21 protein-coding genes and 1 pseudogene are annotated in these 22595 nt (G+C 64.7%); 9 read left to right on the plus strand and 13 right to left on the minus strand.

All coding sequences use genetic code 11. The annotated features are described in order from the left end of the window. Nucleotides 1–170 precede the first annotated feature (170 nt). The 10 genes and pseudogenes from ACTJI5_RS08590 to ACTJI5_RS08635 form a co-directional block, all read right to left on the minus strand. Nucleotides 171–1862 carry a CHAT domain-containing protein gene (locus ACTJI5_RS08590; RefSeq protein ID WP_440860003.1) on the minus strand — a complete coding sequence of 564 codons (1692 nt, stop codon included), beginning with the start codon at nucleotides 1860–1862 and terminating at the stop codon, nucleotides 171–173. Beyond that, a complete protein-coding gene (locus ACTJI5_RS08595; protein ID WP_440860004.1) occupies nucleotides 1859–5872 on the minus strand; it encodes a hypothetical protein in 4014 nt (1337 codons plus the stop codon). Before ACTJI5_RS08595 ends, ACTJI5_RS08590 begins: the two co-directional genes overlap by 4 nt. 329 nt (nucleotides 5873–6201) lie before the next feature. Beyond that, nucleotides 6202–6504, minus strand: a complete 303-nt coding sequence (locus tag ACTJI5_RS08600) for a DUF3325 domain-containing protein (RefSeq protein ID WP_058538899.1) — start codon at nucleotides 6502–6504, stop codon at nucleotides 6202–6204. Next, nucleotides 6501–8042, minus strand: a complete 1542-nt coding sequence (locus ACTJI5_RS08605; RefSeq protein WP_440860005.1) for a PepSY-associated TM helix domain-containing protein — start codon at nucleotides 8040–8042, stop codon at nucleotides 6501–6503. Before ACTJI5_RS08605 ends, ACTJI5_RS08600 begins: the two co-directional genes overlap by 4 nt. 20 nt (nucleotides 8043–8062) lie before the next feature. Further along, nucleotides 8063–8371 (minus strand): hypothetical protein, encoded by a 309-nt coding sequence (locus tag ACTJI5_RS08610; protein ID WP_440860006.1) that lies wholly within the window; start codon nucleotides 8369–8371, stop codon nucleotides 8063–8065. Nucleotides 8372–8374: 3 nt separating this feature from the next. After that, complete coding sequence (locus ACTJI5_RS08615) at nucleotides 8375–10396, minus strand: TonB-dependent siderophore receptor (protein ID WP_440860007.1); 2022 nt, start codon at nucleotides 10394–10396, stop codon at nucleotides 8375–8377. 348 nt (nucleotides 10397–10744) lie between these two features. Continuing rightward, nucleotides 10745–11347, minus strand: coding sequence for a hypothetical protein (locus ACTJI5_RS08620; protein WP_058538895.1), 603 nt, complete (start codon nucleotides 11345–11347; stop codon nucleotides 10745–10747). Then, nucleotides 11344–11478, minus strand: a complete 135-nt coding sequence (locus ACTJI5_RS08625) for a hypothetical protein (protein ID WP_310251081.1) — start codon at nucleotides 11476–11478, stop codon at nucleotides 11344–11346. Before ACTJI5_RS08625 ends, ACTJI5_RS08620 begins: the two co-directional genes overlap by 4 nt. After that, a pseudogene (locus ACTJI5_RS08630) lies at nucleotides 11466–11603 on the minus strand (L,D-transpeptidase); the annotation flags it as partial. The gene ACTJI5_RS08625 and the pseudogene ACTJI5_RS08630, both read right to left, overlap by 13 nt. Nucleotides 11604–11694: 91 nt before the next feature. Further along, nucleotides 11695–12093, minus strand: coding sequence for a hypothetical protein (locus ACTJI5_RS08635; protein WP_310251079.1), 399 nt, complete (start codon nucleotides 12091–12093; stop codon nucleotides 11695–11697). Between the two features lie 334 nt (nucleotides 12094–12427). On the opposite strand from ACTJI5_RS08635, the gene napE reads away from it, so the two are divergent. From napE to ACTJI5_RS08665, 6 genes are read left to right on the plus strand one after another with little or no spacing between them, the layout of a single operon-like run. After that, a complete protein-coding gene (gene napE / locus ACTJI5_RS08640) occupies nucleotides 12428–12586 on the plus strand; it encodes a periplasmic nitrate reductase, NapE protein (RefSeq protein ID WP_082639611.1) in 159 nt (52 codons plus the stop codon). Next, entirely contained in the window at nucleotides 12583–13089 is a 507-nt protein-coding gene (gene napF, locus ACTJI5_RS08645; RefSeq protein ID WP_440860008.1) for a ferredoxin-type protein NapF, read from the plus strand. The genes napE and napF overlap by 4 nt, the downstream gene beginning before the upstream one ends. Then, nucleotides 13082–13375, plus strand: a complete 294-nt coding sequence (locus ACTJI5_RS08650) for a chaperone NapD (protein WP_440860009.1) — start codon at nucleotides 13082–13084, stop codon at nucleotides 13373–13375. Before napF ends, ACTJI5_RS08650 begins: the two co-directional genes overlap by 8 nt. Beyond that, a complete protein-coding gene (napA, locus tag ACTJI5_RS08655) occupies nucleotides 13372–15864 on the plus strand; it encodes a periplasmic nitrate reductase subunit alpha (RefSeq protein ID WP_440860010.1) in 2493 nt (830 codons plus the stop codon). Before ACTJI5_RS08650 ends, napA begins: the two co-directional genes overlap by 4 nt. Continuing rightward, nucleotides 15861–16370, plus strand: coding sequence for a nitrate reductase cytochrome c-type subunit (locus ACTJI5_RS08660; protein ID WP_440860011.1), 510 nt, complete (start codon nucleotides 15861–15863; stop codon nucleotides 16368–16370). The genes napA and ACTJI5_RS08660 overlap by 4 nt, the downstream gene beginning before the upstream one ends. Next, nucleotides 16367–16990, plus strand: a complete 624-nt coding sequence (locus tag ACTJI5_RS08665; RefSeq protein WP_440860012.1) for a NapC/NirT family cytochrome c — start codon at nucleotides 16367–16369, stop codon at nucleotides 16988–16990. The genes ACTJI5_RS08660 and ACTJI5_RS08665 overlap by 4 nt, the downstream gene beginning before the upstream one ends. Nucleotides 16991–17284: 294 nt before the next feature. On the opposite strand, the gene ACTJI5_RS08670 is transcribed toward ACTJI5_RS08665, so the two are convergent. Then, nucleotides 17285–17620, minus strand: coding sequence for a hypothetical protein (locus ACTJI5_RS08670; protein WP_058538889.1), 336 nt, complete (start codon nucleotides 17618–17620; stop codon nucleotides 17285–17287). A gap of 83 nt (nucleotides 17621–17703) precedes the next feature. Between ACTJI5_RS08670 and ACTJI5_RS08675 the strand changes: the two genes are divergently transcribed. After that, a complete protein-coding gene (locus tag ACTJI5_RS08675; RefSeq protein WP_058538888.1) occupies nucleotides 17704–18630 on the plus strand; it encodes a LysR family transcriptional regulator in 927 nt (308 codons plus the stop codon). Between the two features lie 124 nt (nucleotides 18631–18754). Then, a complete protein-coding gene (locus tag ACTJI5_RS08680; RefSeq protein WP_058538887.1) occupies nucleotides 18755–19522 on the plus strand; it encodes a sulfite exporter TauE/SafE family protein in 768 nt (255 codons plus the stop codon). Between the two features lie 35 nt (nucleotides 19523–19557). Here ACTJI5_RS08680 and ACTJI5_RS08685 read toward each other — a convergent pair whose 3' ends face one another. Then, nucleotides 19558–20109, minus strand: a complete 552-nt coding sequence (locus ACTJI5_RS08685; protein WP_058538886.1) for a hypothetical protein — start codon at nucleotides 20107–20109, stop codon at nucleotides 19558–19560. 190 nt (nucleotides 20110–20299) lie between these two features. On the opposite strand from ACTJI5_RS08685, the gene ACTJI5_RS08690 reads away from it, so the two are divergent. After that, on the plus strand, nucleotides 20300–21436 hold the full coding sequence (locus tag ACTJI5_RS08690; RefSeq protein WP_440860013.1) for a beta-ketoacyl-ACP synthase III: 1137 nt from the start codon (nucleotides 20300–20302) through the stop codon (nucleotides 21434–21436). 70 nt (nucleotides 21437–21506) lie between these two features. On the opposite strand, the gene ACTJI5_RS08695 is transcribed toward ACTJI5_RS08690, so the two are convergent. Next, nucleotides 21507–22595 (minus strand): calcium:proton antiporter, encoded by a 1089-nt coding sequence (locus ACTJI5_RS08695; protein WP_440860014.1) that lies wholly within the window; start codon nucleotides 22593–22595, stop codon nucleotides 21507–21509.

Raw genomic sequence — 22595 nt, forward strand, 5'->3', positions numbered from 1 at the left:
CTGGTCAAGGATCTGGCATACGGGCCCAATCTGTATTGCGACAACTCTTGGCCACGAGCGGGTCGCGAAAGACCCGGCCCGCGGTCATCGGGCTGCACTGGCCGGTTCCAGCCCGTCAGCATATGGGAACATAGCGGCCTTCCGGCGAGCCACGGGACAAGATGCTTCGATCAATTATCGGCGCCGATAGTCGAGAAGGAGGCCCAGAAGGCCGGCGACGCCCAGCGCCGATCGCGCCGCAATTCGCCCTGCGCTTCCTGGAATGCGGCCGGAACGGACAGGGCGGGATTGGCGGCGATCTTCCTGAAGAAAATCTCCATCAGCCGCGCTGTAGCTTCATCGTCGACGCTCCAATGCGATGCGATAACCTCGCGCGCGCCGGCGAACTGGAACGACCGTGCGACGCTGTTGAGGTTACGCGAGGCGATGCCCCTTTCCTCGGTTCCCGTGTTGCAGGCGGATAGAATGATGGCGGCGCGCGCCAGATGGAATTGCGCGATTTCCGACGCCGACAGAAAGCCGTCATTGTCCGATCGGACATTGCTGGCCGGCGGGGTCAGCACCAGCCCCGGTTCGGCCAGACCGCCGGCCTGAGACGCCAGCAGCCCATGGGTCGCAAAGGCGATGAAACGCGGCCGGCTTTCGCGCAAGGCGCCCCGGACATTGCGCTCATCGGCTTCGCTTCCCATCAACAGACGGCTTCGAGCCGGGCCGAAGGATTGCGCGGCCATCTTCAGCTCAGCCGCGGCACCCGGAAGCGGCGCCATCCCCATCAGCATATCGCGATTGGCGACCCCGCGGGTCGCCCAGTCGCCGGGAACGCTCGCCGGCTGGGCCGAAAGCACGTCTTGCTTCCCGATCGCCGGATTGCCGACCCCCAGAAAGCCCTCCCCCTGCAAACCCGGTGAGTTGCTTGCCGATCGTCCCGCGCCAGCTGCCTCGCAGCCCGTGTGGCGATGCTTTTGGTCGACAAGCAGGCAGCGCTGCGCACGCAGCATTGAAACCGTTGCAAGCGACATGATGACGCGCTCGTCCGCCATCCATGCGGCGCCTGGGGCTTCCCGGGCCGGCGTTCGGGGGAGGAGGCCGAGGGGCAAGGCTGAAAGCGGTCCGCTGGTCACCGTGAAGATTCGCCGCCTGCTCCCCAGATCCTTTTCGACCGGCGCCACCAGATTGGCATAGATGCGATGCGCGCGTTCGAGATCGATGCCGGTGCCGCGATCCGCATATCCGTCGATCTCTTCCCGAATCCCGGACCGAATGGCATCGACGTCCGATTTCAGTTCGCGCGATCCATAGCCGTCGACGCGCGACCAGCCGGCGCTTTTGGAGGTGACCGCAAAGCTGTAGCTCTTCTTTTCAAACGTCACGATCAGAAGCAGAGCCTCGTCGGCATTGAGCAGGCGCTGCAATCCGGTAAGCGACACGGCTTCGGGGTGCAGGAGATCCCAATAGGCCGGATCGCGGTCGCGAATCCGGGCCTCGATCGCCTCGATGTCCACCAGCAGCGCGGCGCGGCGCTCGGCGGCCTGCTTACCGATAGCGGGGTCGGGTTTTGCGGCGAGCGCGTCTTCGAAATCGCGTTCGGCGCGCGTCAAATCGGCAAGCGCGGCTTGTCGTTCGCCTTCCCACACGGCAATTTCGCCATCGCCGCGCGACGCCAGCACCGTCGCTGCGTTGAGATTGATCGTCGATTCCGAAAGGGTCGCCAGCTGGACATATTCGAACGCCTTGCCGATCGCGTGAGGATCGGGTTCCTGCGCTTCCGCCACGAAGCTTGCCGCGGCTAATGCCAGCAGCGCGCCCGCGCGCCGTCCTTGCCAGGGGGTCTGGCGACAAAAGATACGCTGCCGTCCCGTCATTCGCGCCCCACCTCGCCCTCCAATTCGCCGGTTTCGGCGTTCCACAGCCAAAGCCCGTTCTCGCTCGATACAGCCAGGCGCGCGCCGTCAGGCGAAAAGGCGAGCCCCGAGACGCCCGCGACGAAAGTCGCCAGGTGCCGAGGTGCTCGAACCCCGCCCGCGAAATAGAGCCAGAGCCGGTTCTGCCGGGTCAAGGCATAGGCCCGCTTGCCGTCCGGGGAGAAGCGCACCGCATAGACGGGGTCTTCGGTGGTTCCGATGACGCCCGCGACCGCTGATGCATGGCCGCCAAAGGCTTCAGCCTGTGCAAGCTCGTCCTGCGCGGCGGCACTCCCTCCCAAATCTGCGACGACCGAGCAATCTTGCGCGCTCCAACGCGTCGATCGGGCAAGATTCGCGACCGCCGGTTCGCCGCGGCTACCCGGTGCAAAGGTCATTCCCAAACCGACGACTTCCGACCCGTCGGCGGAAAAGGCCAGCGCACCAAATGGGCTGACCGGCTCGCCCGAAGCTACTGTCATTTTCTTCACCGGCGCTGAACATAGTTCGTCCCCGCTGTCGGCCGACAGCAGCCTGAACGTGCCATCGCCGCGGATGTCGGCAACCGCAATGCGCGAACCGTTCGCATCGGCAGCGAGCAGGACGCCGTCGACCTTGTCCTGCCGCCAAAGCAGCTTTCCGCTACCGATCTCGAACGCCGCCGTGCCGCCGCCGTCAAAAAGGCCGGAAACGATGCCTACGTCGCGGGACGTTGAAATCGTCGCGTCGCGGAGCCGGGTACCGCCAGGGATTTTCGCCGAGCGCTCCAATATGTCGGGATTCGAGGTCAGGAATATGTCGATACCGTCCGATCCGAGCGCCGCCACGCGCCGCCCGTCACCCGAAACCATCACGGCCGAGTCCTGATCCGCGGGATATTGTGCGATCAGACGCCGGGTGGTGCTGTCCCATTGCCGCAACGCCTTGCCGTCGCGCTCGCCAATCGCGCTCGACAGCGTGAAGAGGCTCCGTGCGTCCGGGCTGAAGCCGAACGCCCGGATCTTCGCCTTATGACCTTGTGCGGAGGCATCCCCACTCAGCTTGGCGGCCACGCCACCCGTTTCAGCGGAAAAGACGATGATGGCTCCCGCTGCGGAACCGCTCGCCAGGAGATCGGAATCCGGACTCCAGGCCAGGCTGACAACCGTCCCATTATGCCCCGAAAGCTGATGAAGAAGCGCGCCGCTCTCGGTCGAATAGAGGCGGAGCTTTCCGTCGAGGCCGCTAACCGCGATCTTCGCGTCGTCGGGAGACAAGGCGGCCGCCTCTACCAGGCCGCCCATCTGAATGGTGCGGGAGGCACCGGTCCGATCATCTTCAATCGATATGGCCTGCAACCCCACCCGCGCGCGCCTGTGCCCGTCGCCGAACTCGATGGGAAGATTGCGATCGAACGCGGGAGGGACGTCGCCATATTCGGGTTTGCGCGCTGAAGCGAACGTTGCACCTTCGACATTCCACGAAATTTCGCGAGCATATTCGCGGCTTGTGAGCATCCTTCCGTCATCGGAAAATTCGAGGCTCCTTATCGATCCCTCGGGCCGGGGGCTTATCAGCACCGGAGCGTTCGCCGCCCGCTTGCTCGTCGCCGCCGTGAGCGGCGCGAGACGCGATCTGGCCCAGTGGATGTCGATCCCGGCCTCGAACAGCCGCGCGAGGCTCAGATAGTCGACCTCGGCGCCTGGCGAACGCCGCGACGCAAGGCGCTTACGACCGGCGACTATTGCGCCCTCCACTTCGGTCTCCAGCATCGGTGTATGGCTTTGCCGCGCCAGATCAACCGATGCCGCCAGACCGATCGTCGTCAACAGATCGAGCGAGTCGTCGGGCAATTTCCCCAGCAATGCGGCCTTCGCGCGGGCAAGATCGTCGACGGCATCGCCCGTCGCACCGAGCGCGAGACGATCCTCCGCGATAGCCCGGCTGACTTCGGCGACGCGGACCGGATCGGGGGTTTCCGACTTTTCGAGCGCTTTGAGCGCAAGCTGGCGCGTGCCAACAGCGCTCTGCAGATCGCCCAAGCGGCGCAAGATATCCGCGCGCAGGTTCAATCGGCCGACCCGCACCGTGAGCGGCAGGATTCTATCGACGAGCGTGGAAAAACGGTCGAGCGCCGCGAGCGCGGCGATCGGGCCGTCGAGCGCCTCTTCGCCGCGGCTGCGCTGCAAGAGCAGCGATGCGCGCAGAGCTTCGGTTTCGGCCGTCAACCGAAACAGCGACAAGCGGCTTCGGGTGATTTCCAGCCCGGGCGCGAAACCGACCGTTTCCAGCTCGGTGAGGCTCGTCACATCGGACAGCCTGTTCAGTTCGAGATATTGCGCCTCATCAAGCTCGATGACCTCGCCCGCCGGATGCTTCGAGGCGCCAATGCGATCGAGAAAGGGCCCTAGCTCCTCGATATCGGCGGGCCCCAGCTCGATGCGAAGCCTATCATAGCGCAAGACCCGTTCGGTTCTGGCGGCTGACGCGCCCGCCCGCTCCAGGTCGGCCAGCAGCGCCTCTACCAGCTGCATTGCTCGTACCGGTTCCCGGTCGTCCTTCAACATTGACGCCAGCGTCATCCGCGCGCGAGCGCTGCTCTCGGCATTAGGCATGGCAATCGCCGCTTCGAGGATCGAACGGGCATCGGCGCGTCGGCCAAGCGCCAGATAGGCTTCCGCCAGCTTGGTTCGCGATGCGGCCCAATGGGGTCCAAGCCTCTCTTCGGTGGCATCCGCACGCGTCAGGATTTCGACGATACCGACAGGGCGCCCGCTTCGGACCGCTACCTCATAAGCGGCGCGCAGCCGGCCAACATCGCAGGCGATCTCACCATCAATACAGAGAAGCTCCGCTCCGCTACGCAGATCGAATATCTGGGTCTGCCCTTCCCGACCAATCGCGAGCAGCCGGCCTCGCGCGACGAGCCGCGAACGATAGACATTGTCGAAATTGGCGAATGCAACCGGCAGTTCGAGGGTACGCTGACCGTCAAGCGACCGGACCAGAGGGCGGTTGTCGACGTCGGAAAGCAACGCACCGGCAGACACATTGACATCGACAGGGGCGAAGGGCCTCGCCACGGCGGCATAGGCCTGCTGTCCGGATTCCAGCGAAAGAACGGATAGCTGCTGTGTGCCCAACCCGGTGCCGATCGCGGTCACGACATGGGTTCCGTCCTCGGCGAAACCGCTGAATTCGCAATCCTCATCAGCCTCGCGAATCCGCGTCCATTCTGCTTCGCCGTCGATGCGGCGACGCAATATTCCGCAATTGTCGCTTGCCACGACGATGGCCCCATCATCGAGGAACTGGCTGGCGCCGATGGTCACGGGCGCTTGCAGGAGCCGTTCCTCGATCCCGGTCCTGGCATTGTGGATCCGCACGCCCTTGCCGTCCCCTGTCTCCGAAAGCAGATAGTTGCCGTCGGGCGAGAAGGGAGAGGGACCGACCTTGCCGATCGTTGCCAGAATCCGGCCATCGGCCGTGTCGAGCAAATAGCCCGGTTCTCGCGACGAGCGCCGAAGCAGCATCGTCTCGCCGCCCGGCGATATCACGGGTGCGACGACAAGAGACGGATCGCCATCGGCGAAGGGCGCGTCGAAGACGCGAAAGGAATTTGTAGAACGGCGCCACACAAGGACCCGCAAACGATCCTGCCCATCGGCACCCAGCGCCACAACCTGCCCCGCGTCGGGCGACGCCGAAAGCCCCCTCCATCGAAGAGGCGCCGCATCGACATGGTCGACCTCTCCACCCGTTTCGATCGATCGGATCGACAGACGTCCGGCGCTGTCGCCCGCCAGAAGCAATTGCCCGTCAGCGGACAATCCGGCGATGTGGTCGGCATGCGCGGCGTTCGGGCCAGCAAGCAGTGCCAACGCGAAAAGATACCGCCATCTTGCCAATGATGCCCCCTCCCGGGGATTGGCTATCATCCCTGCCGACGAGAATCCATCCGGTCGCCGGAGGGATGGGGTGAACAGCAGCATCCGTATCCGACCCGCGCCAAGTATCGCTGGCTGGGACCGTGCTGGATCTCGATGCGGATAACCGCGGCTGGCCGCCTGCAGTCAGTCTCCTCTGGATCGCTGCCCCGAGAAAAGCGGACCTCGCTCTCGCTCAGGCAGGCCGGAAGCGGGGCGTTTCGACGGGGAATTTGAACGCAGGCGACGCGAAGCGCCGGTTGGGATAATAGCGATGAATCGTAGCGCCCTTGGCATTTCCATTGCGTATCGGCTCGCACTTCAGAGGTAGCCGATTCCGTCAGGCCGGTTGCAACAGGGATGAGCCGCAAGGCGCTGTGATCATCAAATGGCGACTACCTCTCGCTTTTTGTCGAAGCGGCATCCGCACGCCACACACAGATGCAGAGCCAGGCGACCACGCTCCATGCACCGATGCTAAGATGCCCGAACCAGGCGACGGCGCCGTAGCCAGCGCCGAACGCAAACCCGTCAAGCACGAAGACCAGCAGCAACAGCGCATAACCGCTGACACGCGCGCGGCGGGTTGCGGCGGGCGCCAGCTTGCGCCCCGCCATATTCGCCTGATGCCGCGGCATGGAGATGGCGAGAAGCGCAAAGCCGCAAAGCGCGAGGATGATGGCAAGGAAATGGATCATGCTGCCGCTACCGTGTCAGACGCTTGCGCTGCCCGGCGCGGGGCACGCACGGATCGCGGACGCGCCGCCTTGCGCGCGGCCCAGCCAAAACCCGCTGCGAGCAGCAGCATGACGGCGTCGAAGGCGACGAACAGCCAGTCGCCCGCCGCAAGGCTCGCGAACAGGTTGCGCGGCGTCGTCAGCGCGTTGACGAACGGAACCGCCGCGAACAGCAGCGCCGCGAGGGCAAGCGCTTCGATCCAAGCACGTCGCGCCGGGCGAACCAGCGCCCAGATCAGCACCGCCCCCCAGATGAGGAACAGGCTGTGGACTTCCCAGTCGGCGCGCGCCTCCATGCGCAGCGGCAGAAGGCGATTGGCGAGGAAATAGGTCGCGAGCCCCGACCCCAGCCCCGCGATCGCCGCGACGTTCAGCCGCTCGACCAGGCGAAAGCCGAAATGCGGCCGTTCAGGATCGGGAAGCCGCGCGCGGCGCTTGACGGTCCACAGCACCAAGCCGCTGCCGACCATGATCGTGCCGCCGACCCCCGACAGGAAATAAAGCCAGCGCAGACCCCATTCGGCGAACTGTCCGGCGTGGAGTCCGATCATCACGCTTTCGGTTTCGAGCGCCGCGCCTTTGGACACGCTCGCGTCGAGCCGCCGGCCGGTGGTGCCGTCGAGGGTCAGTTGCGGCCCGCGCGAACCGATCGCATCCTCGGGCGCGCGGGTCAGCGAGACCGTCGCCGTGGCATCGCCGGGGTTCGACACGCTCAGAAAGCCGACCCCCGCGCCATGCCATTCGGCCGACGCCGTGCGCATCATCGCCCCGACGGGCGCAAGCGGCACGGGCTTCCCGCTGCGTCCGACCTCTTCGGACTGCGCGAAGACGGTGTCGAAAAAGCTGTCGGGGCTCGCATAATTGGCGGCGATTCCCCACGGCATATAGAGCGTCGCGAGTGTGACCAGCCCGGTGAAGGTGATCATCAGGTGAAAGGGCAAAGCCAGCACCGCGGTCACATTGTGCGCGTCGAGCCAGCTGCGCTGTCCCTTGCCAAAGCGGAGCATGAAGAAATCGGCGAAGATCTTCTTGTGCGTTATCACCCCCGACAGGATCGCGACGAGCATGAACATCGCCGCGATGCCGACCAGATAGCGCGCCCAGATCACCGGCAGATAATGGAGGTCGAAGTGGAACCGATAGAGGAAGGTCCCGCCGCGCGTCTCGCGCGCCTCGATTTTCTGGCCCTGCCCGTCCAGCGTCGCGCTCGTGTCGCGGCGGCTGCCGCGTGGGCGGTCGCCATCGGGCTGCCAGAACACCTGCGTCGTCGCGCTCCGGCTGTTCGGCGGCGTGATGAACCAGCGCTTCGCGTCGGGCGCCGTCGTCTGGAGGAAACGCACCGCCTCCTCGGCCGCGGCCACCGGATCGGGACGTCCCGTAACCTCGGGCTGCATCCAGCGGGTGATCTCGTCCTGAAAATAGGCCGCGGTGCCGGTCGCGAACATGGCGAAGAGCAGCCAGCCCAGCAAGAGCCCCGTCCAGGTGTGGAGCCAGGCCATCGATTGGCGGAGCCCCTCCTTCACAGCCGCCCCCCCGTCGCGATCGAGAGCCAGAGCCCGCCGCCGAGGAGAAGCCCCGCCCCGGCCATTGCCAACCAGAGCCGCGCGACCGAACGCACCGCGAAGGCGGTCAGCGCGAGCACCGCGAACAGCGCGAAGGAAAAGAGCGTCGCCGCGACGCTCGCTTCCTCGGGCCGCATCGGAAGCAGTCGCGCGAGGCACGCAATGGCGAGCGAGGTCAGCACATAATTGGCGGGGATCGCCGCGAGCGTGCGCGCCGCCACATTCCAGCGGCTCGCGCCCTTGGGCCGGGATGCCTTGGTCGCCATCGTTCAGAACCGCCGCGCGAGGCTGATCATGAAGGTACGCGGCTCGCCCGGCGTCGTGCGGGTCAGCGAAGCGGTCGGGAAATAGCGCTCGTTGAAGATGTTGCGGACATTCGCCTGCACCGACCAGTCGTCGAAGCGATAGAAGAGCGCCGCATCGACCAGCGCGTAACCATCGAGATAGAAGGGCGTCGAGGTTGCCGAAGCGGTGCTCGCCGGCCGGTTGCTTTCATGGTGCAGCCCCAGCCCCGCGCCGAGATTGGCGAGCGGCCCCTGCTGGATCGTGTAGCGGCCCCACAGGTTGACGATGTGGCGCGGCACGCTCGACAGGCGCGCGCCGACGAGCAGCCGGGAGTCGGCGGTGACCTTCGCATCGAGATAGCTGTACGCGGCGGTCAGCTCGACCCCGGGCAGCGGGCGCCAGCCGCCCTCCAGCTCGATCCCGCGCGTCCGCTGCTCGCCGGTCAGCACATAGGTGTTCGGCGGCGCGGTGGGCGAGAGGTCGGCGGTCGCGACGTTGGTGCGGGTCAGTTCGAACAGCGTCGCCATCGCGCGCAGCGATCCGTCGGGGCGCGCCACCTTGATCCCCGCTTCGTAATTGACGCCGCGTTCGGGCGGCAACGTCGATCCGTCGGACGCGCGGTAGCTGCCCTGCGGATTGAAGGATTTGGCATAATTCGCATAGAGCGACACCGCCTCGCCCAGCATCAGCGTCGCGCCGGCGCGCGGGCTGAAGGCGGTGTCGACCACCTTGGGATTGGCGGTGCCATTATTGTTGATCGCGCTCGACGCCCGGTCCCAGCGCCCGCCGAGCGTGACCGTCAGCCGCTCGCCGACCTTGATATGGTCCTGAAGATAGAATCCGCGCTGCTTGGTGACGCTGGCATAGGTCGTGCCGGGCACCGCGGGATTGGGCGCGCTGACCGTGCCGTAAACCGGATTATAAAGGTCGAGCCAATAGGGGCCCGGATCGAAGAGATTGGTCTGGTCGCTGTCGCGATGCCCATAATCGAGCCCCGCCAGCACATAATGGCTGAGCGGTCCTGTCGCGAAACGCAGGCTGAGGTTAGTGTCGACGCGGAAATATTCGCCATTCTCCTCGAACGGGCCGTAATAGAAACGGCCGACCGAGCGGAAATCGGGTGAGATGCTGCTGACGAACAGCCAATTGTCCCAGCTATTGTGGAAATCCTGATAACGCAGCGACTGATGGACCGCGATCGCGTCGCTGAACTTGTGGTCGGCGACATAGCCGACGCTCCAATAGTCATTGTCCTGCACCGCCGGATATTTGCCGTCGTTGATCGAGCGCTTGATCGAAACCGGCCCGTTCGGATTGGGCAGCGCGGTGCCATAGGCGGTCGTCGGCGACCAGGGGTTGATCTTGTCGTCGACATAACGGCCGAGCAGGGTGATGCTGGTGTCGGGGCCCGGCTTCCACGTCAGCGAGGGGGCGAGGAAAATCCGCCGCTGCCCCGAATAGTCGACAAAGAAATCCTGGTCGCGATAGACTGCGGTCAACCGCGCGAGCAGGCTGCCGTCGGCGACGAGCGGCGCGTTGCCGTCGACCTGCATCTCGAACAGCTCATAGGATCCGCCGGCGATCGACATGTCGAGGAACGCGTCGTCACGCGGCCGCTTGCTGACGAGGTTGACGATGCCCGATAGCGGCCCCTGCCCGAACAGCCCCGACGCCGGCCCCTTGACCACCTCGACGCGTTCGAGCGCTGCCATTTCCGATGTCCCATAGCCGGTGTCGTCGAGCAGCCCGTCGAGATAGGTCGCGCCCGTCGAAGCGTTGAAGCCGCGAATATTGAAGCCGTCGAAAAAGCCGTAGGTGTTGTTGCGCGACACCCCGGCGACGTTGAACAACGCATCGCCCAGCCGGCGCACGCCTTGATCCTCCAATAGCTGCTCGGACAGGATCGAGATCGCCTGCGATGTTTCGAGCACCGGGATGTCGGCCTTCGACGCGATCGCACCGTCGTGGGCGCGCTGCCCGGTGACGACGATATCGGCGCGGCGCATCGATGCGCCTTGCGCGTCCGCCTCCTGCGCGCTGGCGGAAACCGCCAGGAAACACAAAGCTATAGCGACTGGAAGGCCGATACCGGAACGCGCCATCTTTACCCCTTTTCGATGATTCGCGCCGCACCTAACGATATTGAGAATTGATCGCAACTATATTGATAATGAATCTCGTTTGCAAAATTGACTGCAATCGTCAAAGCGCCGCGCACACGCACGCACACAAGCCGACCGCCTATTTTAGCTGGCTGCACATAAGTTCTGGTAGTTCCGCTACCGCCGGACCGACGCGAAATAGGCGCAGGACATTGGCGCGCATAAAATGGGGGCGGTAAAACTCGCCTTTGCCTATCGTACCGCCGCGGCGATTTTGCAGCTGATCCGCGCGGCCTTCGCTTTCATCACAAGCTGCCGGCCGGTGTCGCGTTCGATCGCGACAAAGGGCCGCCACGACGACATCCCCGGCGCCACGGCGACCACACGGACGCCTCCGCCTGCGCCGCGCAAGAGGACCGCGGGCGGGCGCCGCTCCACCGCCACCTCTTCGGGCAAGTTCGTGCTGCGGCACCGTGCCCATGTTGCAGTCGCCCCGCCCGCCCCGCGCAACGCCCGCAATATGGCAAGGCGTTCGGCAAACGCATCGGCGACGCAGGCGCGCCCGTCGGGCTGGAACGCGCAGAGCGCGCGGCGGCGCACCCAGTCCGCCTGTGGCTCGATCCAGCCGGGATCGAGCCCCGCGAACGACAGCCCCGCCAAAAGGCCGTCCACTTCCGCATTTGCCGCGCCGAGGTCGCGGTCGTCGCAGATCATCGTGTCGATCGCATAAACGGGGCGCGCGCAATCGATCACCGGCTGATCGGGCGGTGGCGGCACGGGCGCGGGCGCTGCCTGCACGGGCTGCATCACCAGCAAGGCCAGCACGACGCCGGCGACGCGCGATGCACGGGTCATTTTGCCGCCTGGCTCGCCAGCACGGTCAGCTTGCCGCCGTTCGCGGGCAGCACCGACGCCTGTGTCACCAGCATCGTCGTCCCCGGCACGATCGCGCCCAGCACAGCCTTGCGAAAGGCTTCGGCGCCCATACCCATTCGCCCGGTTTCAGCCGCTCGGCCTGCCGCGCCAGTTCGACGGGCGAGCTCGCCCGGGCGCCCTGCGCAAATGCGCTCGCAGGAAGAAGCAGCGACAAAGTCACGAAACCAAAGGGAATGAGATGCAATGCCAATAATTCCCCTTTCAAACGCGAAGCAGCGCGATCGGGCACCGCAGCGCATAGGGCGCCGCGAGCGCGCGAAAGACGATCACCTCACACCGATGGTCAGCGTGTAATTGGCGGTCTCGTTCCGGCGCGCGGCATTGCGCATGAGGTAGACGCGCACCTTGTAATCGCCGCTCGACGGGATCTGGACGCTGGCGCGATTGCCGTCGATCGAGCCGGTGAAGAGCGCGGCGTCGGCACCCGGCGCGATGATGTTGAAATAGGCCGAGGCATTGCTCGTCGTCAGCGAGACGGTCATCGTCTGGCCGGCCCGCACGCCCAGCGCATAGTCGACCGTCTGATACCCCTTGATCGACGCCTTGATCGTCTTGGAGGAGGCTCCCTTGGCGAACTGCACGCGTTCGGTGCGGATCGGGGCCTGTGCCAGCGAAGGGACAGCGAACGCCGTCAGGACGGCGGCGGCAACCAGCGGCTTTATCATCGGCTTTGCTCCCTCGATCGAGCCCGGCACGAACTCGGGTCATTGCGGACCTATCCCGCACAATCGGCAAGGGTTTAGACTTGCGAACGGCTTCCATAAACTATCATCGAAATGATCTTTACGAAAGCGACGGCGCCGAGGCCTGCCCTTTCAGTCCGAAAACCTCCGTAACGCGCTCGATCCGTTCCAGATCATAACAAGTGTCGATCGAGATCGTGCTGACGGCACGCGGGGACCAAAAAACGCCCCCGCTTACCTGCACCGGCATGGTCAAACGCGTAATCGTCTGTTAAATCCATAGAACAGCTGGCGCAATTGAACGGGGGAACCGTCGATGAAGCAAGGTGCTGATACGGGGACGAGAAAAAGGGAACTGCGTCTCTTCCTCTTTATGACCGTGGTACTGTTTCCGGTACTCGCGGTGATTACGGTGGCTGCCTATGGCTTCATGGTCTGGATGTGGCAGCTGCTGAACGGTCCGCCGGGGGTATGACGGGGACGGCGACATTCTCGCCCGAACGCCGCGCCTTTCTGCGCGGGAAACCTTCTCGGCCATCGCCGCTGCGGCCGCCCTGGGCCGTCACCGAAGCGCTTTTTCTCGATCTCTGCACAAGCTGCGACGATTGCATCGCCGCCTGCCCCGAACAGGTGCTGGACCGCGGCGACGGCGGATACCCGCTTTTCGACCCCCAGCGCGGCGAATGCCTGTTTTGCGAGAAATGCGTCGAAGCGTGCGACACGGGAGCCCTCGACGGCGCGCTCGCCGGGCCGTGGACGATCAGGGCGGATATCGCGCCGAGCTGCCTCGCGAAGAGCGGCGTCACCTGTTTCAGCTGCCGCGACGCCTGCGGCGAGGCCGCAATCGGTTTCCGCCCGGCGCTTGGCGGCGCGCACGTCGAACTCGATGCGGCGCGCTGCACCGGTTGCGGCGCGTGCGTCGGCGTGTGCCCCGTTTCGGCCATCACTTTGTCAGCACCGGAGGCGGCCGATGGATGACGAGGTCCATATCGCGAGCTTCATCGTCCACCACCGCCCCGATGCGCTTGCGTCGATCGAACAGCTTGTCGCGGAAACTCCCGGTGCCGAGATCGCCGCACGCGACGCGGGCCGCTGCATCCTGCTCCACGAATGCGGCGGCACCCGCGAGTTGCTGGCGTGCATGGACGCGGTTCAGGCGACCCCCGGCGTCGTCGGCGTCAGCCTCGTCTATCACCATGCCGAGCCGCAGAGCACCCTCGGCGACATCCTTCAGCCGCATGCCGAAGAGGAGGGCCGCTTATGACGACGCGCCGCGATTTCATCCGGGCGAGTGCCGTGGGCGCGGCCGCCTCTGCGGCAAGTATCGCGGTCCCGGCGCGCTTCGCCGAAGCCGCGACCGCGCCCGTCCCCACCGAGGTCAAATGGTCGAAGGCGCCGTGCCGTTTCTGCGGCACCGGGTGCGGGGTGCAGGTCGCGGTACAGGCGGGGCGCGTCGTCGCGACGCACGGCGACGCCGATGCCGAGGTCAATCGCGGGCTTAACTGTGTGAAGGGCTATTTCCTTTCCAAGATCATGTACGGCAACGACCGGCTGACGACGCCGCTGCTGCGCAAGAAAGACGGGCAGTTCGCCAAGGACGGCGATTTCGAACCCGTCAGCTGGGACGAGGCGTTCGATGTGATGGCGGCGCAGTTCAAGCGCGTGCTGAAGGCCAAGGGCGGCACCGGGATCGGCATGGCGGGGTCGGGCCAGTGGACGATCTGGGAAGGCTATGCCGCGAACAAGCTGATGAAGGCGGGGTTCCGCTCGAACCATATCGACCCCAATGCGCGCCACTGCATGGCCTCGGCGGTCACCGGCTTCATGCGGACGTTCGGCATGGACGAGCCGATGGGCTGCTACGACGATTTCGAGGCCGCCGATGCGTTCGTGCTCTGGGGCTCGAACATGGCGGAGATGCACCCGATCCTTTGGACGCGCGTCACCGACCGGCGGCTGTCGCACGATCATGTGAAGGTCGCGGTGCTTTCGACCTTCGAACATCGCAGTTTCGACCTTGCCGACATCCCGATCATCTTCAAGCCGCAGACCGACCTCGCAATCCTCAATTACATCGCGAACCACATCATCCAGACCGGCCGCGTCAACGAGGATTTCGTGGCCAAGCATGTGAGCTTCAAGCGCGGCAACGACGACATCGGCTATGGCCTCCGCCCCGACAATCCGCTCGAATTGAAAGCAAAGAATTCGAAGGACCCGACGGGCAGCACCCCGATCGACTTCGACGCGTTCAAGGCGTTCGTCGAACCCTACACGCTCGACTATGCCGCCGAACTCAGCGGGGTCGAGAAGGGCTGGCTCAAGCACCTCGCGGAACTTTACGCCGACCCCAAGGTCAAGGTGATGTCGCTGTGGACGATGGGCTTCAACCAGCACACGCGCGGCACCTGGGCCAATAATATGGTCTATAATATTCACCTGCTGACCGGAAAGATCGCGACCCCGGGCAACAGCCCCTTCTCGCTCACCGGCCAGCCGTCGGCGTGCGGCACCGCGCGCGAGGTCGGCACCTTCTCGCACCGCCTGCCCGCCGACCTGGTCGTCACCGATCCCGAGCACCGCAAGCATGCCGAGGAAATCTGGAAACTCCCCGACGGGCTGATCGTCGACAAGGTCGGCTATCATATCGTCGAACAGAACCGGATGCTGAAGGACGGCAAGCTCAACGCCTATTGGGTGATGGCGAACAACAATATGCAAGCGGCGGCGAACCTCGAGAATGAGGGCTATCCGGGCTATCGCAACCCCGACAATTTCATCGTCGTCTCCGACCCCTATCCGACCGTCACCGCGCAGGCGGCCGACCTGATCCTGCCGACCGCGATGTGGGTCGAAAAGGAAGGCGCATACGGCAATGCCGAGCGGCGCACGCAGTTCTGGCATCAGCTGGTGAAGGCACCCGGCGAGGCGCGGTCGGACCTGTGGCAGCTGATGGAATTTTCCAAACGCTTCACAACCGACGAATGCTGGCCTGCCGACCTGCTCGCCGCCAACCCGGGGTATAAGGGCAAGACTTTGTTCGAGGTGCTCTATCGCAACGGCAAGGTCGATCGCTTCGCGCCGGGCGAGGTCGAGGCGGGTTATGCGAATGACGAGGCCGCGGTATTCGGCTTTTACCCGCAAAAGGGGTTGTTCGAGGAATATGCCGAATTCGGGCGCGGCCACGGCCACGATCTCGCGCCGTTCGACGATTACCACAAGGCACGCGGACTGCGCTGGCCGGTGGTGAACGGCAAGGAGACGCGCTGGCGCTACAAGGAAGGTAGCGATCCCTATGTGAAGCCGGGAACCGACTGGCAATTCTATGGCAACAAGGATGGGCGCGCGGTGATCTGGGCGCTGCCCTACGAACCGCCCGCCGAGGTGCCCGACGCCGACTATGATCTGTGGCTCGCGACCGGGCGCGTGCTCGAACATTGGCATTCGGGGTCGATGACGATGCGCGTCCCCGAACTCTATAAGGCATTCCCCTCGGCGGTCGTCTTTATGAACCCCGACGACGCCAAGGCGCGCGGGCTGAAGCGCGGCGACGAGGTCAAGGTGATTTCGCGCCGCGGCGAGATGCGCAGCCGGGTCGAGACGCGCGGCCGCAACCGCGTGCCGGTGGGGCTGGTCTTCGTCCCCTGGTTCGACGCCGCGCAGCTGATCAACAAGACGACGCTCGACGCGACCTGCCCGATCTCCAAGCAGACCGATTTCAAGAAATGCGCGGTCAAGGTGGTGCTGGCATGAAGCGGGTCCGCACGTTCGTCGCGCTGATCGTCGCCTTGGGCCTCGCCGCGTGCGGATCGAAGCATGAGGAGACGCCGCGCAAGGCGCCCGACGCGCCGATCGTCATCACCGCGGCCGGACAGATCGACGCGATGCGCCGCGGCGTCCCGATCGACAAGGAAGCCTCGCCGCTGCCGATGGCGCGGGTCGAGAATTTCGACCGCATCCGCCCGGTCAATTACGAGATGCAGCCGCCGACGATCCCGCACGCGATCGACAACTACCAGCTCACCGTGAACACCAACCGCTGCATGCTCTGCCACACGCGGTCGGCCGCGAAAAAATTCCAGGCGCCGCCGGTCAGCGACGCGCATTATCTGACCCGCGACGGCAAGGTCCTCGAGCAAATCTCGTCGCGCCGCTATTTCTGCGTTCAGTGCCATGTCGTCCAGACCGACGCCGAACCTCTGGTCGGGAACCGGTACGAGGGGCTTAACACCACATTGGCGAAGGAGGAGAAGCCATGATCGGGGGGCGGCTTCGCACGATATGGACGCGCGTCTGGGGTTGGATCAAACCCTTCTGGACGACGGTATGGCGGCCCAGCCTCCACTTCAGCATGGGGTTTCTGACGCTCGGCGGCTTCATTGCCGGCATCATCTTCTGGGGCGGTTTCAATACCGCGATGGAGGCGACCAATACCGAGCAATTCTGCACCAGCTGCCACGAAATGAACGACAATGTGTTCGCCGAGCTGAAGACGACGATCCACTACAACAACCGCTCGGGCGTGCGCGCGGTCTGTTCGGACTGCCATGTCCCGCATAACTGGACCGACAAGATGGGCCGCAAGATGCAGGCGTCGAAGGAGGTGTGGGGCAAGATTTTCGGATCGATCGAATCGCGCGAGAAGTTCCTCGACAAAAGGCTCGAGCTCGCCAAGCATGAATGGGCACGGCTGAAGGCGAATGACTCGCTCGAATGCCGCAACTGCCATCAATATGATTCGATGGACCTCACCCGCCAGTCGCCGCGCGCCGGACAGATTCACCAGCTCTATCTCGGCACCGGCCAGAAGACCTGCATCGATTGTCACAAGGGCATCGCGCATCACCTGCCGAATATGAAGGGCATTCCGCAAGGCTGACGCCCGCTCGCGCCCGCGAATCTAGTCGCCAGGCTCTTGTTTCGCGGCCGCTTGCCGCAGGCGATTCTCACGCATCGCCAGTTCTTCGTACCGGCATAGCGGTATCGCGGCCTTCGCGGCCGAACGATCGGCGGGCGTTTCGCGGCGGGGTTTCTTGCCGGGCATGACGGACATCACCCTAAACCATGCGCCGCGCACAAACAAATGGGGCGGCCTCGTATCGAGTGCCGCCCCAGTTATGTGGATCCGTCGGGGAGAGGGAGAGGACGGTCCGGAGATTGGTGTCAGTCTGTCTTAGCGCGACGCCATCTGGCTGTCGGTTTCGACTTCGGCGACGCCGGCGATCTTCAGCGCGGCGCGGAACTGCTTGGCGGCGGCGCGTTCGTTGCCCGCTTCGCACAGCTTCTTGCCGGTCGAAACAAAGCGCTTGGCGCTCGACTGCTTGGCACCTTCGACGCCGCCGGCGGCGACATGGGCCTGTTCGGCCAGACCGGCGCAGCGATAATCGCTACCCGACTGGGCGTAAGCGGGGCTTGCGGTCGCCATCAGGCCGGTGAAGGCCAGCGCCGAAGCGGCGACGATTGCGAAAGCGGCGGGAAAGCGGCGATAAGAGGAGAGCTGATAGGCCATGGGAGAGGTTCCTTTCGTTTCTTTGTGCAACCTTTTTAGTCGCGGTTGCGCAGATAGATAATCCTCTATAATCTGCAAGTGCTTTGAAGCAGGATTTAACAATCCCCCAAGGGGCGCTCGACGGGATCGAAGCCTTCCTGCGTGTTGCGGAAAGGCGCAGCTTTTCCGCCGCCGCCGCCGACCTCGGTGTCTCGCCCTCGGCGATCAGCCAGACCGTGAAAGCACTCGAAGCGCGCGTCGGCGCGCCCTTGTTCATGCGCACGACGCGCAGCGTGGGCCTCACGCAAGCGGGCGAAATGTTCCTCGAACGCGCCGCGCCCGCCTATTCGGGGCTCGCCGATGCATATGAAGCGGCGCGCAATCTTGGCAACCGGCCCGCGGGGCGCCTCCGCATCAACCTCATGCGCGGTGCGGTGCAGCCCCTGTTCGAACCGATCATCGCGGGCTTTTGCGAAACCTATCCCGAGATCGAGCTCGAAATCTATGCCGAGGACGCGCTCGCCGACCTCAGCGCGGGCGGGTTCGACGCCGGGGTACGGATGGGCGAAGCGCTCGACGCCGACATGATCGCGGTTCGCCTGACCGGTTCCTTTCGCTTCGTCGTCGCGGCGGCGCCCGCCTATCTCGACAAATACGGCCGCCCCGAGTTGCCAGAGGATTTGCGCGACCATCGCTGCGTTCGTTTCCGCCTTGCGAGCGGCGCGCTGATGCCGTGGACCTTTGAACGCGGCAATCGCGATTTCGACGTCGCGGTCGCCGGCCCGATTATCGTCAACGACTGGATCGCCGCATTGGTCGCAATGCGCGCCGGGGTCGCAATGGGCATGATGGCCGAACCGATGGCGACGGCGATGGTCGAATCGGGCGAGCTCGAACTGGTGCTCACCGACCATGCCGCATCGACATCGGGCCTCTTTCTCTATTATCCCGGCCGCAAGCAGGTGATGCCCAAGCTGCGCGCTTTCATCGACTATGTGCGCGACAACCTGCCCGATGACCTGACCGGCTGACCCGGTTTGCCGCGGTTCGATCGGGCGCGGAAACAAATCCCTTTGTCGCCAGCAGAAAATTTGGGCTGGCGCGCGAGCGGAAATCCCGGCAGCAGGTTGTCAATCAAAAGGGTTGGGATGAAATATGATTGATCTTGCGGCCATCGACTTTACCGCGCTCCTGCCGTTCATCCTCATCGGTTTCGCGGCGCAGCTCGTCGACGGCGCGCTGGGCATGGCGTTCGGCGTCATCTGCAACACATTGCTCGTCGCCGTTCTCGGCGTCCCGCCCGCAACGGCGTCGGCGCGCATCCATGTCGTCGAAATCTTCACGACCGGCGCGTCGGGACTCAGCCACTTATTCCATCGCAACATCGACTGGCCGCTGTTCTTCCGGCTTCTGATCCCGGGCGTGATCGGCGGCGTCCTGGGCGCCTATGTCCTTTCGTCGCTGCACGCCGACGTCGTAAAGCCCTTCGTGCTGGGATATCTGGTGCTGATCGGCATCTGGCTGCTCATTCGCGGCCTGCTCTATCCGCCCAAGATCGCGAAGCCCAAAGTCGTCGCGCCCCTGGCGGTCGTCGGCGGCTTCCTCGACGCGGCGGGCGGCGGCGGCTGGGGTCCGGTTGTGACCTCGAACCTGCTCGTTCAGGGCGGCGAACCGCGCAAGGTCGTCGGCACCGTCAACAGCGTCGAATTCTTCCTCGCCGTCGCGGTCTCGATCGCTTTCATCGCGAACCTCGGGATCAACGAGATATTGGGCCCGACGCTCGGCCTGATCATCGGCGGCGTGGCGGCGGCCCCGCTTGGCGCGATGATGGCGAAGCGCTTCTCGCCGAAGGTGATGCTTGTGATGGTCGGCGTCGTGCTGACCGCGACCAGCGCCTTTGGCCTCTATCGCGCGGTGATCTGATCTTTCCGGCTGCCGCCGGAAACCAGGGTCAGGACCTAGTTCGCCGGCCGGGTCTCGTCGATCTTGTCGACCCATTCGGGATAGAAGCTCGGCTCGCGCGCCGACCAGCCGGGTGCGGTCGCGGCGGCTTCGCTGATCGACTGGAGCAGCAGCTTGCGCTTGTCGGGGTGCAGGTGCGGCAGCGACGCCGCGGCGCAAAAGGCGCCGGGCAGCCACGGCCGCGCATGCGCGCCGAGCAGCCGTTCGTAGAGGAAGCGATAGGGGGCAAAGGCATGCAGTCGGTCCTGCCCGAGGTCGAACGCCGACACCGCGATCAGCGGCGCCATGAAATGTTCGAGCGCGTCGAGCCCGCTGTCATCGGGAATATGTCCGCGGACTTCGTGCAGCCGCTGATAGACGCGCGCCTGGACGCGGATTGCTGTTTCCTCGACCATATCGCGCGACCAGCGCGCGATCGCATCGTCGCGTTCGAGCCCGATATCGAGCGAGCGGCGGATGTAGCGCTGCGTCGCCGCTGGAAAACCCGCAAATTCCTTGATTTCCGCAATCGACAGGTCGCCTGCTGCCGGTCCCGAACGCGTCGCCATGGTCATGCTCCCGCACGGCGCCCGGGGAGCCATCCCCCCGGAGGCCTGCATCAAACAGTCTGCCACTAAAATGGTTAGTGACGGGTTAACCATGATGTTAGCGATCGTTCAGGCAATTTGGGGGCGTTGCGCGATGCCGCGGCGAAGCCTAATCAGCGTGTCTTGAATCGATAAGACACACGAGAGCCACATGTCGCATACACCGCAGCCGGTTATTTCCTCCACCGGCCTTTTCACCCCCGTCGAACGCATCTCCAACGAAGAACTTGTCGCAAGTTTTAACCAGTATGTTGCGCTGCACAATAGAGAAAATGCAGCCGCCATCGCGGCGGGCGAAACCGCCGAACTTACTGAATCGAGCGTCGAATTTATCGAGAAGGCGAGCGGCATCGGATCGCGCTTCGTCGTCGACAAGGCGGGCATTCTCGACCCCGAACATATGGCGCCGCGGATCGCCGAACGGAGCAACGACGAGCTGTCGATCCTTGCCGAAATCGGCGTCCTTGCCGCGAAGGACGCGCTTGCGCGCGCGGGGCGCGATGCTTCGCAAGTCGATGCGGTGCTGTGCGCCGCGTCGAACATGCAGCGCCCTTATCCCGCGATGGCGGTCGAAATTCAGGACGCGCTTGGCATCGACGGCTTCGGGTTCGACATGAATGTCGCCTGCTCGTCGGCGACCTTCGGCATCCAGACCGCCGCCGATTATATCCGCGCGGGCCACGCGAGGAGCGTGCTCGTCGTGAACCCCGAAATCTGTTCGGGGCATTTGAACTGGCGCGACCGCGACAGCCATTTCATCTTCGGCGACGTCGCGACCGCGATCCTCGTCGATGACAAAAGCATCGCGCCCGCGGGGCATTGGGACATCCTCGGCACCAAGCTCAAGACCCAGTTCAGCAACAACATCCGCAACAATTTCGGCTTCCTCAACCGCGGCCATGGCGGGATCGACCAGTCGGGACCGAAGAGCGACAAGCTTTTCGTCCAGGAAGGCCGCAAGGTGTTCAAGGAAGTCGTGCCGTGGGTCGCCAATCTGATCGTCGAGCAGATGGAGGTGCTGAACCTCCAGGGCAGCGATATGCGCCGCCTGTGGCTGCACCAGGCGAACACCAACATGAACCGGCTGATCGCGCAGCGCGTGCTGGGGCATGAGGCGAGCGACGACGAGAGCCCGACGGTGCTCGACACCTATGGCAATACGTCAAGCGCGGGATCGATCATCGCCTTTCACCTGCATCACGAGGATATGGTCGCGGGCGACACCGGGCTGATCTGTTCGTTCGGCGCGGGCTATTCGGCGGGGACGGTGTTCGTCCGCAAGACCTGACCGTCGTTTACGACGGCGGGACAGCTACGGCACAGACGGCGGGACAGCTACGGCACAGACGGCGGGACAGCTACGGCACAAAGGTCGTGAACAGGTAGATCGCGAACAGCATCAGGTGGATCACCCCCTGCAGCACGGTCGTGCGGCCGTTCGCGAGCGTCTGCACCGACACGATCAGCGACAGGAACAAGAGCACGGTCGATTTGGCGTCGAGCCCGAGGCTGATCGGCAAGTCGGTCATGATCGACAGGATCGCGACCGCCGGGATGGTGAGGCCGATCGTCGCGAGCGCCGAGCCGAGCGCGAGGTTGAGGCTGGTCTGGAGGCGGTCGGCCTTTGCCGCGCGCACGGCTGCCAAGCCCTCGGGCGCGAGGATCAGCGCCGCGATCAGCACGCCGAGCACCGCGGGCGGCGCGCCCCAGTCGGCGAGCAGCGCCCCCATGATCGGCGACAGATTTTTCGCGAGCAGCACGACCGCGACGAGGCTGGCGAGCAGCAACGCGCCAGAAATCGCGGTGCGCTGGACACTCGGCGGCGCGGCGTGCGCGTCGGGTACACCGTCGCCGTCGGCATCGCCGTCGGGAAGGAAATAGTCGCGGTGGCGAACCGTCTGCACCAGCGCAAAGGTGCCATAGAGAATCAGCGAAACCGCGGCGACGAAGCCAAGTTGCGTTGCCGAATAAAAGGGCCCCGGCACGCTCGACGTAAAATTGGGGAGGACGAGCGTCACCACCGTCAGCACGGTCAGCGTCGCAAGCGCGGCACCGATGCCGGTGCGCTGGAAACGCTGTTCGTGATGGCGGATCGCGCCGCTGAGCAGGCAGAGGCCCATCAAGAGATTGAGGATCACCATCACCGCCGCGAACACCGTGTCGCGCGCGAGCGACTGCGCCTTTTCGGGTTCGGCCTGCATCAGCGTCAGGATCAGCCCGACCTCGATCACCGTCACCGCGAGCGCGAGGATCAATGTGCCGAAGGGCTCGCCGACGCGGTGTGCGATCACCTCGGCATGGTGGACCGCCGCGATGACCGCGCCCGCCAGAATGAACGCGACCACCCAGGCATTGAGCGGCATCGCCATGCTCGCCATCGCAGCAACGAAGCCCAGAATCGGGAAGATGTCGTTGGTGCGGTCGGCGAGGCGGAGTTTCGAGGTCAT

The organism is Sphingopyxis sp. 22461 (genome assembly GCF_052044915.1).
GTDB lineage: Bacteria > Pseudomonadota > Alphaproteobacteria > Sphingomonadales > Sphingomonadaceae > Sphingopyxis.